Source organism: Flavobacterium erciyesense, assembly GCF_018069925.1.
GTDB lineage: Bacteria > Bacteroidota > Bacteroidia > Flavobacteriales > Flavobacteriaceae > Flavobacterium > Flavobacterium erciyesense.
The window spans coordinates 41,850-57,449 of the sequence record NZ_JAGPXB010000013.1; the positions used below are offsets into that span (position 1 = coordinate 41,850).

Below are 15,600 nucleotides of genomic sequence, written 5' to 3' on the forward strand. Positions count from 1 at the left end.
CTATTTAGCGGTTTAAATTGGTGCTTAAAGATACTCTTTTCTTCCGTTTGGCACCAAGTCCAAACACGATTTCATATTGTCAAAAACCGTAAATTATGTAACGGTTTCAAACTTTATTTCAACCAATAATGAATACCTTGCTGTCATAATTAGCAGCTTTTTGATGCAGTAATTCCTTAACAATGAAACCCATTTTAAATCTATTTTTCGCTTTAGCATTTTCACCTCTATTTTTTTCTTGTCAAGATGAAAAGGCTGCAAAAAAACCAGCCACTACTCCTATTACAAAAAAAATTCAAAGTCAAAAACCACAGCTTGACACAGTAGATTATAACATGCGCATGCTCGCTTTAAGCAACCAAGACACTACAGGAAGATGGCCTGCAGAAAGTCCGTATCCGTTAGTGGGTGCTGTTTTGCCATACCAACGCATCATTGCATTTTATGGTAATTTATACTCTAAAAGAATGGGCATTTTAGGTGAATATCCAAAAGACGAAATGCTCCAAAAACTGCAATCAGAAGTAGCCAAATGGCAAGCCGCTGATTCAACAGTTCAAGCAATACCTGCGCTACATTACATCGCAGTTTCGGCGCAAAGCAAACCCGGAAAAGCCAACAGATACAACATGCGCATGCCGTTTAAACAAATTGACACTTTGCTAGCTTGGGCAAAACCAATTAAAGCATTGGTGTTTTTGGATGTGCAAATTGGCCATAGTACTGTAAAAGAAGAAGTAACGCAACTAGAATCGTATTTGGCAAAACCCAATGTACATTTGGGTATTGATCCTGAATTTTCGATGAAAGGAGGTCACGTGCCTGGCAAAAAAATTGGTACACTTGACGCATCCGATATCAACGATGCAATTGAAATTTTGGCTCGACTTGTACGCGAGAAAAAGCTTCCGCCAAAAGTTCTAGTAGTTCACCGTTTTACACAAGGAATGGTTACCAATTACCAAAATATTAAAAAAGTTCCCGAAGTACAAATCGTAATGCACATGGATGGTTTTGGAAGCCAAATTTTAAAAAAATCAACTTACTTACGTTACATTTATAGAGAGCCTGTACAGTTTACGGGTTTCAAATTATTTTACAAAAATGACAATTGGAACAACTGGAGTATGTATACGCCAGAACAATTGGTTCAGCTTACGCCAAAGCCAATTTACATTCAGTACCAATAAATTGGAGTGAATTACTGGTTGAAAAATCACCTTTAAAAACTAAAAAAGCACTATCATTTCTTGTGAAACGATAGTGCTTTTTTATGTTAAGGCTCGTTATAAATTACCTTCCTGACAACCAACCTTCAGGATTGATCAACGTTGAGTTTTGAGAAATCATAAATTTTAAAACTGTCTTTCCGGTGTCGCCATTGGTTCTTACTTTACCAATACTTTGTTTAATGCTTACTTTATCGCCTTTACTTACTGATACCGAACTTAAGTTTTGATACACCGTAAAATAATCACCATGCAAGATGGTAACGGCTTTGTTCACTGGCGAAATTACCATTACACTTGTAACCTCACCGCCAAAAACCGCACGAGCACTAGCCCCTTTTTCGGTAGTTATTTCAACACCACTGTTGTGAATGGTAATCGTATTAAAAAGCGGGTGCGTTTGGTTTCCGTAGCCTAGAGAGATAAATCCTTTTTCAACTGGATAAGGCAAACGACCTCTGTTGGCTCTAAAATTATCTGCAATTAATTTGGCCTCTGGCGTCAATTCAATTTTTGATGATGAAACTGCCGCTTTAGATACTGGCGCGCTTGGGTTTGCTTTTGCTTTTTCTAGTGCTGCTTTTCTGTTGGCTTCAGCAATGGCTTCTCTAATTAACCTATTGATTTGCCTGTCAATTGTTCTGTATTCTTGCTGGCGTTTTTTAATTTCTTGCGCAATCTTGTTTTTGTCCTTCTTGATAGAATTCACCAACTTAAGTTGCTCTTGCTTTTCTTTTTCGAGAGACAAACGTTCTTTTTCGTTCTCGGCAATCAATTTTTGTTTGGCCGTTTTTTGAACGTCTAGCTTTTGATTGAAATCGGCTAATTTATCTGTTTTAGTTTTGATTTCTTCTCCTTGCATTTTTCTGTAGCTCGTGTATTGCTTCATGTACTGCGCACGTTTGTAAGCTTGCAAGAAATTTTCAGACGACAGTAAAAACATGGCTCTACTCTCACTAGACCTGCTCTTGTATGATTTCACAATCATTTTAGCATAATCTTCTTTTAAAATCTTTAGTTCTTTTTTCAGTTTATTAATCTGTACTTGATTAATATACATGTCGTTCTTAAGCAATTTGGTTTGCTTTTCGGTAGTGTTAATTAATTTTTCCTTTAGCTTAATTTTATTGCTTTGAATCGCGATAACGTTCACGACCGTTTTTTCTTTTTTCTTAACGGATTGTAAAAGTTTTTCGTTTTCGCGAATTTCTTTTTGAATTTGCTCTTTGCGTTGTTCTAATTTTTCTTGTTGTGACTCTTGACTCCAAAGTAAGGAAGTCATACAAATACAAATTAGGCTTAGGATCAATTTTGGCATGTGAAAAAAATGTTTTGGCAAATTTACTTAATTAAAATTCTTTTGTAGCCATTTGGCACACTATAAGGAAAAGAAAGTTCTTCGTTAAAAGAAATTCCGTTATACTCCAATTTTATATCCGTAGTTCCTTTTTTTTGTTGAGTTTGAATTGCAATTTGCGTAGGCAAGGTTCCTTGTGCATAATCTTGGTGTGCGCCATACTCTACTTTAATGTTACGTTCTTCAGTAGCTTGAGCCACTTCTTGTTTTTGAACTAAATAACGCAACGCATCTAAAAAATAAGATTTTGAGGTACTCCCACTATCTTGATCTACTAGTTGATAACTTTGCTCCTCAAGTTTAACTTGATATTTGCCTTTGCTTAAATTATCGATAGCCTTGCCTAACAATAAATTTTGCACTTTTTCATAATCTAAATCGGTGCCTAACCATTGGCTCAAACTACTAAAATCGCCTTCAAAATAAGTTCCATTTAGTTTTTCGTAATAACTTACTGCTTTTGGTGTAATTAAGGCTTTGGCCATTGTAATACCCAGAAAACGGACGCTTACCAAAATTTGTTCATTATTTTTGATTTTAATTTCAGCCGTTACGTTTTGTGTTAATTTATCATCTGCGTAACGTGCGCTCGACTTAATGTACAATGTAGAAAAATCGATTTTATTGTTGTAATGCTGCTCAATAATTTTTTTAGCAGACATTTCAGCGCTAGCAACTGCGGGAACTGCAGGAGCTTCAGGAGTTGTTCCAACCGCCATTGATTTGGACTTGCAGGACAACAACGAGACTGAAAGTATAAAGAGTAGGACACATTTTTTCATTATTTTTTTGCTTTAAGTAATTGATTGGCTTTGGCAAAATACAAGTCTTTTTTCTTGAAATCGCCCAAACCGTTATAGGCTTCTCCTAATTGGATGTTGAAATTCACTTCTAAATCCAATTGTTCTACTACATAATCCATGCCCATTTCGAGATAATCCTTTGCTTTCTTGAATTGTTTTAATTGATTGTTGGCCAAACCTGCATAATAATAAAAGGTAGCCTGTGTTGGAAAACTCTCTACCAAAGTAGTTGCTTTTTTATCTATTTGGTCAAATTGCTGCACTTCCGTAAGTGCTTGCAAAAGCAATAAATGCGTTGCAATATCGCTGTCAGCATTGGTTTTCAGAGCCTTTTCGTAAAAAGGAATCGCTTTTTGGTACAGCTTTTTATTTTGAAAAAACAAACCAATTTCTTTAGCGACATTGATGTTTGGATCATTATCAAAATAAGAAACCGCTTTTTCTAAATCAGCGCTGTACTGTGGATTTTTATTGACATAAATTAAAAATTCGTTTAAAATACGGTGTTTAATTTTTGAGTCGATTTTGCTACTACCCAAAACAGTATTCATAGCACTGATGGCTTTTACGGCGTCATTATTATCTAAATAATTTTTGAATAAACTCACTTGGGCCCACTCTGAAGTAGGTATGGCTTTTTCTAATTTTTGAACAACTTCAAAAGCTTTTTTCTCGTCGTTATTTTTAGAGTATAAAAAAATCAAATTTAAATAATTCGATTCTTCCTTTGGATTCTTTGAGATGAGTTGTTCGAGGTTTGCAATTTCCGAATTTTGATATTTTCCCACTGATAGAATTTGACTTTTGTATAATTCTCTTCTATCTGTTTTTCCAACGGTTTCGTTGAGTTCTTGTATCAAAGTTAAAGCTTTGTCGTATTGATTGGTAGCCATGTAAAGCGAAGTCAAATCCTCTTTATACTTCGAATCGATTGGGATTAGTTTGTTTAAAACTGTGATTCCCTGCGCATAGTTTTTGGTTTCATAACTCACATCGTACATGCCAATGTAATTCCACTTATTCTTAGGATCGATGGTGCTGGCTTTTTCAAAAAAAGTAAAGGCTTCGGGATAGTTTTTTAAGGCTAAATAATTTTTCCCTAACTCATAAAAAACGGTAGCGTTGTTAGGGCTGATTTTATCGGCCTTTTCAAGAGCGACAATGGCTTTATCGTGATTTTCGATTCCTTTTTGTAGCAAGGATTCGTAGAATAGTTCTTGAAATTGATCCGTATCAACTTTGATTTCTTCGGGTTCTATTTGTGCGTATAGCAAAGCTGAATTGCACTGCAAAACCAGAAATAAAAATAAAAAAGCGCTCTTTTTCATGCTGTTTTTTTTAATACTAATCTTGTTGTTTAATACCATTTACAAATACTAGCATCCTTGCCGTATATTTATTTTAACATCTAAGTTTTCTAAAGGTTTGCAAACATTGTTAGCTAATTATTTTTATTACCATATAAGACATATAAGGTCATATAAGTTTTGTAAAATTTATTCTCAAAAAACTTAATTTTATTAAATCTCTTGATGGTTTAAAAAACTGTTTTATGAGTTCTTGTGAAACATACAAGGAATTTAAGTTTTCTAAAATTTATACTTCAAAAATAGTAAACATTTTTAGCTAATTATTTTTATAACCATATAAGACACATAAGGTCATATAAGTTTTTTAAAATTTATTCTCAAAAAACTTAATTTTCTTAAATCTCTTAATGGTTTAAAAATCTATTTCAAGAATTCTTTTGAAAACATATAAGTCATATAAGGCTAGCACAATTGAAACTAAACCTTACATGACTTATATGGTGAAAAAAGGTTTTTTTATTCTTACCACTTGAAATGAATTGAACTTTTTTACTCTAAAACAGAATAATCACCTATGCTGATGCTGGTAAAATTACCATCAAAACTAGCGTGATTACCAATCATGGCATTGTCTAAAACGGCATTTTTGATATGCGAATGCGTTTGTACTAAACTGTTTTTTACAGTACTATTTACCACATGGCAACCATCACCAAGGGAAACATTTGGACCAACAGTAGCATTAATCAACACTACGTTTTTACCAATATAGCAAGGCGGTATAATAGTTGCGTTTTCTAGTTTTACACTTTCATCAACTAAGGATTCACCATCAGTATGTAAAAATCCTAACATTCTAGAATTGGTTTCTACAGTCACGTTTTTGTTACCACAATCCATCCACTCCTCCACTTTGCCAGGGACAAATTTCATGCCTTTGGCCATCATTTGTTTGATTCCGTCATTGATTTGGTATTCGCCACCGTGAATGATGTTATTGTCAAGTACCAACTGTAATTCGTTTTTAAGTACTGCAATATCTTTGAAATAGTAAATCCCAATAACCGCTAAGTCTGAAACAAAAGTAGCTGGTTTTTCAACCAACTCAACGATTTCATTGTTCGCATTTAATTTTACCACACCAAAAGCTTCTGGTTGGTCTACTTGTTTTACCCAAATTACGCTATCGGCCTCCTTGTCTAAGTCAAAATCGGCACGAATTAAGGTATCTGCGTAAGCAATTACCGCTGGTCCGCTCAAGGATTCTTTGGCACACATAATGGCGTGACCCGTTCCTAAGGCTTCGTTTTGGTAATAAATGGTTCCTTTAGCACCCAGTTTTTGGGCTATAGCCAAAAGTTCTTCTTCCACTTTTTGACCAAAACTTTCATGAATGATAAAAGCTACTTCGTCAATATCTTGATTTAAAACTCCCGCGATATCTTCAACCAAACGGTGTACAATAGGTTTACCCGCAACAGGAATTAATGGTTTAGGAATGGTTAATGTATGTGGGCGAAGGCGTGATCCACGACCAGCCATAGGAACGATTATTTTCATGCTGTTTTTATTGAAAGATTAAATGATTGAAAAATTTAATGATTGTCACAAATCTTTAAATTTTTCAATCTTTGAGTTATTAAATTTATTTTACTTTTTAAACGCAAAGTTCACGATGGATTTCGCAAAGCTCGCAAAGTTTTTTTATTTTATTGACCCACAGATTTAAAAGATTAAACAGATTTTTGAAACTTTATATTTGAAACCTCTCGTTTAATAATTTTCTAAAACTGTTAACTGCGACTGATTACTGTGACTGAATACTGCGACTGATTACTTTACTCCCGTACTACCAAAACCACCTTCACCTCTTGAAGTTTCAGATAGTTCTTGAACTACAGTCCACTCGGCGCGTTCGTGCTTTGCGACAACTAATTGCGCTATGCGTTCTCCGTTTTGAATGGTAAAATCTTCATTGGATAAATTTACTAAAATTACTCCAATTTCTCCGCGATAATCCGCATCTACAGTTCCAGGTGCATTAAGTACGGTTACACCATTTTTTGCAGCTAGTCCGCTGCGTGGTCTTACTTGTGCTTCGTAACCAATAGGTAGTTCAATAAAAAGACCTGTTTTTACGATTATTCTTTCTAATGGTTTTAAGATAATTGGGTCGGTTATATTGGCTCGTAAATCCATTCCTGCCGAGGCGATGGTTTCATAACTAGGCAAGTCGTGTTGTGATTTGTTGATGATGTTGATATTCATAATGTATTTGTTTGAGCTAGTCTTCAGGATCAGATTGTCTTATTTAGAAAGTGCGCTTTTTTAGCCGTGACCGAAGTGGAAAGCCTTTTTTTATAAAATTGTATTTTTTTCGAGGGTGAAAAGAGCGACTGCAAGAAGCTCCTTTTGAGCCGTAGAAAAAAACAATTTTAGGAAAAAGCTTGAAACGAAGGGCGCGATAAGCTTCTAAAAAAATTGATACTACTTTGCTTTACGTTTGAGTATTTGGGTTAATAATTCTTTTTCGTTGTGGTATATAAAATAAAGGAACACGAGCAATAACGGGATTCCTATGAAATAATTCTCCCGGAATCCGTAAAATGAAATCGCTGAAAATCCGATTGAAATAATGAGATACATAAAAATTTTACGGCTGTCATACGGTATGGGATAGTATTTGTTTCCGAAATAATAAGAGATGGTCATCATGCTACCATAAGCGGCTATGGTGGCTATGGCCGAACCGTAATAACTCATGGTTGGGATTAGCAGGTAATTGAGCGCTAGTGTGATGATGGCTCCTACGATTGAGATGTAAGCACCTACATACGTTTTATCAATGAGTTTGTACCATACGGAAAGGTTGGTGTAAATGCCCAAGAAAAAATTAGCTAGAATAATTAAGGGCACTACTTTCATAGCTTCCCAATAGGACTCGTCCTGAATCATAATTAGTTTTAAAACATCGGCAAAAACGATAACGGAGAGTAATATGAACGACCCAAAAATGACAAAATATTTGGTTATTGTGGCATAGGTTTGTGGTGCATCTTTACTATCAGCATGGCTGAAAAAGAAAGGTTCGATACCTAAAGTGTAGGCAGTACGGTACAAGACCATAAACAAACCGAGTTTGTAACAAGCGGAGTAAACGCCCACCTCTGCATCGGCAATATTGGCTGGCAAAAGTTCTGCCAATAAAATTTTATCAAACTGTTCGTTGATGGCAAATGCAATTCCGGCTACCATAATGGGCATTCCGTATTGCATCATGCGTTTCCAAAGTTGATAATCAAAATTCCATTTTAGTTTTAAATAGGATGGTGACAATACTAAAAATGTGAGCAAACTAGCAACAATGTTGGATACGAAAATATAACCTACCTGAAAATCAGCTATGTACAATGAACCTAAAAAACCATCAGGATTTGACTTTGCAATTGCGGGTAAATAACTCAAAAAGAATAAGTTTAGAACCAAATTAACTACAACATTTCCTATTTTGATTATAGCGTATTTTATAGGTTGCTGGTTGACTCTTAATTTTGAAAAAGGAATAATTACCAAGGCATCAAGCACTAAAATCCAAATGGTGTAGGTGATATATTGCTCATCAAGACCAGACCAAATGCCTAATTTATTGCGGAAAAGTAAGGCTATGACTAAAAATACAATTGAGGACCAAAAAAGTGAAACGGATGCTGTTTCAACAACCGATTTTTTATCATTCTCTTTATTATAAAACCTAAAAAAAGCAGTTTCAAACCCATAGGCAAGAAGTACATTAAAGAAAATCATGTAAGCAAAAATGACAGAAACCTTACCGTATTCAGCTTTAGGAAGTAAATCAGTGTATAATGGAACCAGAATAAAACTGAACATTCGTGGGACAACCGTAGCGAGTCCGTAAATGGCTGTTTGTTTAAAAAGATTTTTATATAATCCCAAAATTATTTTCTTTTAAAGGGGTCAATAGGAACAAAAATAGACAATTGTATGGTGATTTTAACCATTGATGAAGTAGAAATCCTACTTGATTTGTGAAAACTGTTTTCTATTAAAAATAGCATTCTTAAGATAAACCGTCTTCGTTGATAATTTTTAAGAAATGAAAACCTTTGGGCGCGTATCCTTGGTTATAGTAAAAACGATGTGCATTGAAGTTTCCTGTAAAAGCATCTAATACAATCATAGTGCAGCCAAGTTCTTTGGCTTTCGCATCTACATAATCGGTCATCATTTTACCAATTCCTTTTTTACGGTGATCAGGGTGAACGATAAAATTATCAATTTCGAGGTACTTGCCCGACCAAAGTTTGGTTCCAGACCACAAACCTGAAAGTCCTACACAAACATCCCTTTCAAAAACAGCAATTTGTTTGTAGTTGTGCGGAATCATATCCGTAAGATACGCATCGTATTTTTCGTAAGTGAAGTTGGTGTACAAATGTAGCATGACATCGTATTGCGCCAGCATTTCTTCTTTGGTAGTAAGTTCTATAAGGTGTAATTCCATGTTCGTTTTAAAAATGTAAAATTAGAGAAAAAATCAGAGGAATAGAACAAGAAAAAACAAGGAAAAGGATTAAGTTCATGAGCTTAACGATGATATTTAATTTATCGCAAACCAAAGTATAAAAAAAAGAGCCAACCGAAGTTGACTCTTTGTATTATAAAACAATAATATTTTTATACTTTCAAATCCTAACGTTTTGAAGATTTGAAAAACTACGTTTTTCTTATCCTTTCAAAGCCTCTGCTCCACCAACAATCTCTAAGATTTCGTTAGTAATTGCAGCTTGACGCGCCTTGTTATAAGTTAATTTCAATTGATTTCTCAATTCAGTTGCATTATCAGTTGCTTTGTGCATTGCTGTCATACGTGCTCCGTGCTCAGAGGCAAAAGAATCATGAATACCTTTATACAATTGTGTTTTCAATGATTTAGGAATCAAAGTCAACACGATTTCTTCTTTTGATGGTTCAAAAATATAATCACCAGCAGTTTCAGCAGCATTAGCTTTTAAAGATGCTAAAGGTAAAAATTGCTCTGTTTGAACAATTTGCGTAGCAGCATTTTTAAATTGGTTGTAAATCAACTCAATTTTGTCATACTCACCTCCAACGAATTTCTCCATTAAAGTATCCGCTATTTTAGCAACATTATCAAAAGTCAAATCATCAAAAACAGTACTTTGATTACCAACAACGTTCAAAGTTTTGCTCAATACGTCGTTTCCTTTTTTACCAATGGCAAAAACATCAACTTGTTTTCCTGTGTAATAATCGGCACGGTTTTTTGCTTCTTTGATCGCATTGGTGTTAAACGCACCTGCTAAACCTCTGTTAGAAGTAATAACCACCAACAACACTTTTTTAACTTCGCGTTGTGTAGTGTACTCACCACCGGCATCACCTTCTAAAGTAGCAGAAAGATTTTGCAATAATTCCGTTAATTTTTCGGCATAAGGGCGCATTGCTGTGATTGCATCTTGTGCTTTCTTTAGCTTTGCTGCAGAAACCATTTTCATAGCCGATGTAATTTGCATCGTCGATGAAACGGAAGTAATTCTATTACGGATTTCCTTTAAGTTTGCCATTTTTTGTATAGTGAAATGTGAATCGTAAAAAGTGAACAATTATACTATTCACTTTTCACTTTTCACTAAATTAGTTATATTTTGCTGATAATTCTTTAGCTACAGTTTCAATTACATCTGTAATTTCATCTGTTAACTTTCCTGCTTTCAAAGCATCAAGTGTAGGTCTGTGCTTAGCATTTAAGAATTCTAAGAAATCTTTCTCGAACTCTCTTACTTTGTTCACAGGAACATTTTTCAACAAGTTTTTAGAACCTGCGTAAATAATTGCTACTTGATCTTCAACAGTATAAGGATCATTCAAACCTTGTTTCAAGATTTCAACGTTTCTTTTTCCTTTTTCAATAACGTTTAAAGTAACAGCGTCCAAATCAGAACCAAATTTAGCAAACGCTTCCAATTCACGGAATTGTGCTTGATCTAGTTTTAAAGTTCCTGATACTTTTTTCATTGATTTAATTTGAGCGTTACCTCCAACACGTGATACCGAAATACCTACGTTGATCGCTGGACGAACTCCTGAATTAAACAAATCACCATCTAAGAAAATCTGACCATCAGTGATCGAAATTACGTTAGTTGGGATGTATGCAGAAACGTCACCAGCTTGTGTTTCAATGATTGGCAAAGCTGTTAATGAACCACCACCTTTTACAATAGATTTCAATGAATCTGGTAAATCGTTCATGTTTTTAGCAATTCCGTCATCAGCAATTACTTTACAAGCACGCTCTAATAAACGGCTGTGTAAGTAAAAAACGTCTCCAGGATAAGCCTCACGTCCCGGTGGTCTTCTTAATAAAAGAGAAACCTCACGGTAAGCAACCGCTTGTTTAGATAAATCATCATAAACAATTAAAGCAGGACGACCTGAATCTCTAAAATATTCACCAATTGCAGCACCTGCAAAAGGAGCATAAACTTGCATTGGAGCTGGATCAGATGCATTAGCTGCAACAATCACAGTATACGCCATAGCACCTTTTTCTTCTAACATTTTAGCAATTCCTGCTACAGTAGAAGCTTTTTGTCCAATAGCTACGTAGATACAAAATACTGGTTTTCCAGCATCGTAAAATTCTTTTTGATTTAAGATAGTATCGATACAAACAGTTGATTTACCTGTTTGACGGTCACCAATAACTAGCTCACGTTGTCCACGACCTACTGGAATCATTGCATCAACTGCTTTGATACCTGTTTGTAATGGCTCAGTAACTGGCTGACGGAAGATAACTCCAGGAGCTTTTCTTTCTAATGGCATTTCATATAAGTCTCCACCAATTGGTCCTTTTCCATCAATTGGAAAACCAAGTGTGTTTACTACACGTCCTACCATTTGTTCTCCTACTTTAAGAGAAGCAATACGTTGTGTTCTTTTTGCAGTAGAACCTTCTTTGATACCAGTAGATGGTCCTAAAAGTACCACACCCACGTTATCTTCTTCAAGGTTCAATACAATAGCCTCTAAACCATTGTCAAACTCCACTAACTCTCCATATTGAACATTAGAAAGCCCGTAGATACGAGCAATACCATCTCCAACTTGAAGTACGGTTCCTACTTCTTCTAGTGTAGCACCAGATTCAAAACCTTCTACTTGCTTTCTTAATATTGCTGAAATTTCAGCAGGTTTAATTTCCGCCATCTTACTTTATGATTTAAACACTTAAATGTGCAATAAACTAATTACTTAACTCTCTTTTTAATACTTGTAATCTGTTAGCAACAGAAGCATTGTACTGCTTGTCACCTATTCTTAAAATAAATCCTCCAATAATTGCTGGATCTACTATATTTTGTATGCTTACCTTTTTATCAGATAACAATGCTATTTTAGCCAAAACTTTTTCTTCTAATGCAGCATCCATTGGCACAGCAGTAGTTACTTGCGCTTGCTCCATTCCGTTAGCAAAGTCAAATAATTTCCCGTACTCAACTGCAATAGATTCTAAGATTTCGAATCTCTTGTTTTCAAATAACAATTGAAACAAACCTTTAGTAACCGCATTGCTATCAGCAAAAACTTCTAATAAAGCATTTTGTTTTACCGTAACTTTGATAGTTGGGTTTTGAATAAAAGTACTCAATTCTAGGTTGCCATTGATAGCTGTAGCAATACTATTCATATCACTATTCACTTCAGTAGCCACACCTTTAGCATTAGCTAGGTCTAAAATTGCTTTTGCATAACGACTTGCTGCTCTAGTACTTGCCATAATTAGTTCAATTTAACGTCACCCAACATGTTCTCAATCAATTTAGTTTGAGACTCTTTGTTAGATAGTTCTTCTCTTAATACTTTTTCAGCAATACTCAAAGACAAAGTAGATACTTGTGATTTCAATTCAGCCATAGCAGCATTTTTCTCAGCAGCAATAGCTGTTTTAGCTTGCTCGATCATACGTGCTCCTTCTGCTTGCGCATCCGCTTTTGAATCAGCGATCATTTTTTCTCTCATATCACGAGCTTCTTTCAACAAAGCATCACGCTCTAAACGTGCTTCTTGTAAAATACGCTCATTTTCTGCAGTTAAATTTTGCATTTCTAAACGTGCTGTTTCGGCTGCAGCCAAAGCAGAGTTGATAGAGTCTTCTCTTCCTTTTACGGCGCTTAAAATTGGTTTCCAAGCAAATTTACCAAGCAAGATAAAGAAAACTATAAAGATGATAGAGGTCCAAAATATTAAACTCTCTGGTGCTGTTAAATTCATATTTTTATATTTAAAAAGTTTGTTTTAGAAATAAAAACTTCTTGATACCAACCGTATCAAGAAGTTTTAAGCTTTAATTATTGTGCGATTAACGCAACAACTACTGCGAAAAGTGCAACACCTTCAATAAGTGCAGCAGCAATAATCATAGCAGTCTGGATTTTTCCAGCAGCCTCAGGTTGACGAGCAATAGCGTCCATTGCAGAACCACCAATTTTTCCAATACCTAGACCTGCACCAATAACAGCTAATCCAGCTCCGATTCCAGCTAATACCATAATACTAAATTTAATATAGTTAATAATTAATAAAACACAAATTAATGGTGGTCGTGCTCTTCAACAGCCTGACCAATAAATAATGCAGTTAACAACGTAAACACATAAGCTTGCAACGCAGCAACCAACATTTCAAGTACACTCATGAACAATACGAACGCTCCAGAAATTGGCGCAACCGCTACTGTTTTGAATATAAAAATCAATGAGACTAAACTCAAGATGATAATATGCCCTGCAGTGATGTTAGCGAATAAACGAATCATCAATGCGAAAGGTTTTGTCAACATACCAATAATTTCTACTGGTATCATAATAGGATATAATGCTTTTGGAACTGGTGGCAACAAAATGTGTTTCCAGTAATCTTTGCTTCCGCTGAAAGTAGTTACGATAAAAGTAAACAAAGCCAATACAAATGTAAAGAAGATGTTACCAGTAAGGTTGGCACTAAATGGGAAAAACGGAATTAAACCAATAAGGTTGTTGATCCAGATAAAGAAAAAGATCGTTAACAAATACGGCATGTATTTCGCGTATTTTTTGATTCCGATATTTGGGATAGCAATTTCGTCTCTAACAAAAATAACCAATGGCTCTAAGAAACCAGCGATTCCTTTTGGTGCTTTTGGGTTTTTCTTGTACGATCTTGCTACTGCAAAAAACAAGAAGAACAACACTAAAGCCGACATTAACATAGAGAATACATTCTTAGTTATAGAAAAATCAAGAGGTCTTGCTTGAAATTGAAATGCAGCATCCTTTTTTTGATCTTCAGTTAATGTTTCAAATTTATCTGCATAAAAAATAACTTCATTAAAACGAACCAATTTTTGACCGTTTACATCTACAACATGATGTCCTTCGTTATCGTGGTGAAATTGCTCTGCTGAAAAAATTTCTAAACCAGAGTTTGTCCATAAAATAACAGGTAAGTAAAACGAAATCGGGTGACCCGCCCAATCAGCAATATGGAACTCATGCGAATCACCAATGTGCTCATTGATCAATTCCGTAGCATTGAATTCTTTTTCAGCAGAATGACCCGCTTCAGCATGCGCATCAGCAACAGTTGCCACGCTTTCGGTATGATTTTGAAGACTATCCGCGGCTGGGTTTGCGAAATTTACCAACGGCATACACGCTACAAAAGTAACTAACAGGAATTGAAGTGATTTTTTTGAAATTACCATTATTAATTGTGTATCTGATTTTACGTTTTTAAAATTTTTTGCAAAGGTACATATTTAATTCAAAATTGAAAATTATAATCATGTTTTTAAAAAATCAATTTTGAGTGCTATTGCATTATTTGCAGTCAACCTATCTTTTATTTATCAATCGAACCGCAAAAACGGTTTCAAAAAGTAAAAATAGGAAATATGGAATGAAAAAAGCTCCGATATTAAGATTAGTTGCAACGTTTTCGGCTTTAATTAATGGCCACAAAAAAACCACCGCTGCCATCATCTTTATAAATGTTGTTCCTAAAAATGCAAAGCCAGTAAAATCAGGAAAATTTTGATTCACAAAAAGCAGTAATACATATATAAGTATAGTGGTGATTAGTAAAAATCCATAAACGCTCTCTGTGCTGTAAAACAGGTCTTTTTGATAACCAAAAGTTTGTACTGCATAATACTGTACGACAAAAAGTAATAAGGTAAAAGGAATTAAAGCCTTAAGAAAAGGTAAAATTTTATTCATTTTTAGAATTGTTTAAATTTTTTACTTGCCGTATTACATTATACAAGGCAATAAAAACAGAAATTAGTGAAAGTACGATAGTATAAACAGAAGAATCAGCTTGGCTGTAATTATCATCTAGCCAGATTCCAAGATAGGTAAATGCAAAAATAATAGTACCCATTTGAAAAGGTATTGCTAGAAAGACCAACCATTTGGCATTATTTTCTGCTTTCTTTTTCATGTACCTCTGGATTTTTAGATTGAATTTGCATCGAACAAGCCGCAGAGAAAGTTGCACCTGGCTCTACTGCTAATTTTCCAACAGTTACTTGCCCTTGAATACTCGCCTTTGCTTTTACACTCAAAAGTTCCTGAACTTTGATGTTGCCTTCAAATTTCCCCTCAATATCTGCGTTTTTACAAATAATATCTCCGGTAACACTTCCGGCGGGGCCAATTACAATTTTACCAGCAGTTTGAAAATTACCCACCAAGTGACCGTCTAATCTAAAATCAGCTTGCGAAATAATATCTCCTTTAATAGTGGTCCCTTCAACAATCCTATTGGTTTTACCCAAAAGATCGGTGTATGATTTTTGTTTTTTATCGAACATA

Annotated in this window: 17 protein-coding genes; 1 reads left to right on the plus strand and 16 read right to left on the minus strand. The window is 34.9% G+C overall.

The window, feature by feature from the left end; genetic code table 11:
- The first annotated feature begins 182 nt into the window (after positions 1-182).
- Positions 183-1,190, plus strand: coding sequence for a hypothetical protein (locus tag KBJ98_RS12340; RefSeq protein ID WP_210791092.1), 1,008 nt, complete (start codon positions 183-185; stop codon positions 1,188-1,190).
- Between the two features lie 103 nt (positions 1,191-1,293).
- Here KBJ98_RS12340 and KBJ98_RS12345 read toward each other — a convergent pair whose 3' ends face one another.
- The 16 genes from KBJ98_RS12345 to KBJ98_RS12420 all read right to left on the minus strand — a co-directional run bounded on the left by KBJ98_RS12345 (position 1,294) and on the right by KBJ98_RS12420 (position 15,599).
- Positions 1,294-2,511, minus strand: a complete 1,218-nt coding sequence (locus KBJ98_RS12345; RefSeq protein ID WP_225899133.1) for a murein hydrolase activator EnvC family protein — start codon at positions 2,509-2,511, stop codon at positions 1,294-1,296.
- 59 nt (positions 2,512-2,570) lie between these two features.
- Positions 2,571-3,305, minus strand: a complete 735-nt coding sequence (locus KBJ98_RS12350) for a DUF4292 domain-containing protein (RefSeq protein WP_317192498.1) — start codon at positions 3,303-3,305, stop codon at positions 2,571-2,573.
- Positions 3,306-3,367: 62 nt separating this feature from the next.
- Positions 3,368-4,717: a tetratricopeptide repeat protein gene (locus KBJ98_RS12355; RefSeq protein WP_210791098.1), complete on the minus strand. Its 1,350-nt coding sequence runs from the start codon at positions 4,715-4,717 to the stop codon at positions 3,368-3,370.
- Between the two features lie 531 nt (positions 4,718-5,248).
- Positions 5,249-6,259, minus strand: a complete 1,011-nt coding sequence (locus tag KBJ98_RS12360; protein ID WP_210791099.1) for a sugar phosphate nucleotidyltransferase — start codon at positions 6,257-6,259, stop codon at positions 5,249-5,251.
- Positions 6,260-6,532: 273 nt separating this feature from the next.
- Positions 6,533-6,967 carry a dUTP diphosphatase gene (gene dut, locus KBJ98_RS12365; RefSeq protein WP_210791100.1) on the minus strand — a complete coding sequence of 145 codons (435 nt, stop codon included), beginning with the start codon at positions 6,965-6,967 and terminating at the stop codon, positions 6,533-6,535.
- Between the two features lie 219 nt (positions 6,968-7,186).
- Entirely contained in the window at positions 7,187-8,653 is a 1,467-nt protein-coding gene (locus tag KBJ98_RS12370; RefSeq protein ID WP_210791101.1) for a lipopolysaccharide biosynthesis protein, read from the minus strand.
- Positions 8,654-8,777: 124 nt separating this feature from the next.
- Positions 8,778-9,221, minus strand: coding sequence for a GNAT family N-acetyltransferase (locus tag KBJ98_RS12375; RefSeq protein ID WP_210791102.1), 444 nt, complete (start codon positions 9,219-9,221; stop codon positions 8,778-8,780).
- A gap of 223 nt (positions 9,222-9,444) precedes the next feature.
- Entirely contained in the window at positions 9,445-10,305 is an 861-nt protein-coding gene (gene atpG / locus KBJ98_RS12380; protein WP_210791103.1) for an ATP synthase F1 subunit gamma, read from the minus strand.
- A 70-nt stretch (positions 10,306-10,375) separates the two neighbouring features.
- Positions 10,376-11,953 carry a F0F1 ATP synthase subunit alpha gene (gene atpA, locus KBJ98_RS12385; protein ID WP_166132665.1) on the minus strand — a complete coding sequence of 526 codons (1,578 nt, stop codon included), beginning with the start codon at positions 11,951-11,953 and terminating at the stop codon, positions 10,376-10,378.
- A gap of 37 nt (positions 11,954-11,990) precedes the next feature.
- Positions 11,991-12,524 carry an ATP synthase F1 subunit delta gene (gene atpH, locus KBJ98_RS12390; protein WP_210791104.1) on the minus strand — a complete coding sequence of 178 codons (534 nt, stop codon included), beginning with the start codon at positions 12,522-12,524 and terminating at the stop codon, positions 11,991-11,993.
- Between the two features lie 2 nt (positions 12,525-12,526).
- A complete protein-coding gene (locus KBJ98_RS12395; protein ID WP_166132663.1) occupies positions 12,527-13,018 on the minus strand; it encodes a F0F1 ATP synthase subunit B in 492 nt (163 codons plus the stop codon).
- A 77-nt stretch (positions 13,019-13,095) separates the two neighbouring features.
- On the minus strand, positions 13,096-13,296 hold the full coding sequence (gene atpE / locus KBJ98_RS12400; RefSeq protein WP_026708812.1) for an ATP synthase F0 subunit C: 201 nt from the start codon (positions 13,294-13,296) through the stop codon (positions 13,096-13,098).
- A gap of 41 nt (positions 13,297-13,337) precedes the next feature.
- Positions 13,338-14,489: a F0F1 ATP synthase subunit A gene (atpB, locus tag KBJ98_RS12405; RefSeq protein ID WP_210791106.1), complete on the minus strand. Its 1,152-nt coding sequence runs from the start codon at positions 14,487-14,489 to the stop codon at positions 13,338-13,340.
- 130 nt (positions 14,490-14,619) lie between these two features.
- Positions 14,620-15,003 (minus strand): hypothetical protein, encoded by a 384-nt coding sequence (locus KBJ98_RS12410; protein WP_166132661.1) that lies wholly within the window; start codon positions 15,001-15,003, stop codon positions 14,620-14,622.
- Positions 14,996-15,226, minus strand: coding sequence for an AtpZ/AtpI family protein (locus KBJ98_RS12415; RefSeq protein WP_166132660.1), 231 nt, complete (start codon positions 15,224-15,226; stop codon positions 14,996-14,998). Before KBJ98_RS12415 ends, KBJ98_RS12410 begins: the two co-directional genes overlap by 8 nt.
- A complete protein-coding gene (locus KBJ98_RS12420; RefSeq protein ID WP_166132659.1) occupies positions 15,204-15,599 on the minus strand; it encodes a bactofilin family protein in 396 nt (131 codons plus the stop codon). Before KBJ98_RS12420 ends, KBJ98_RS12415 begins: the two co-directional genes overlap by 23 nt.
- Between the last annotated feature and the right edge of the window lies 1 nt (position 15,600).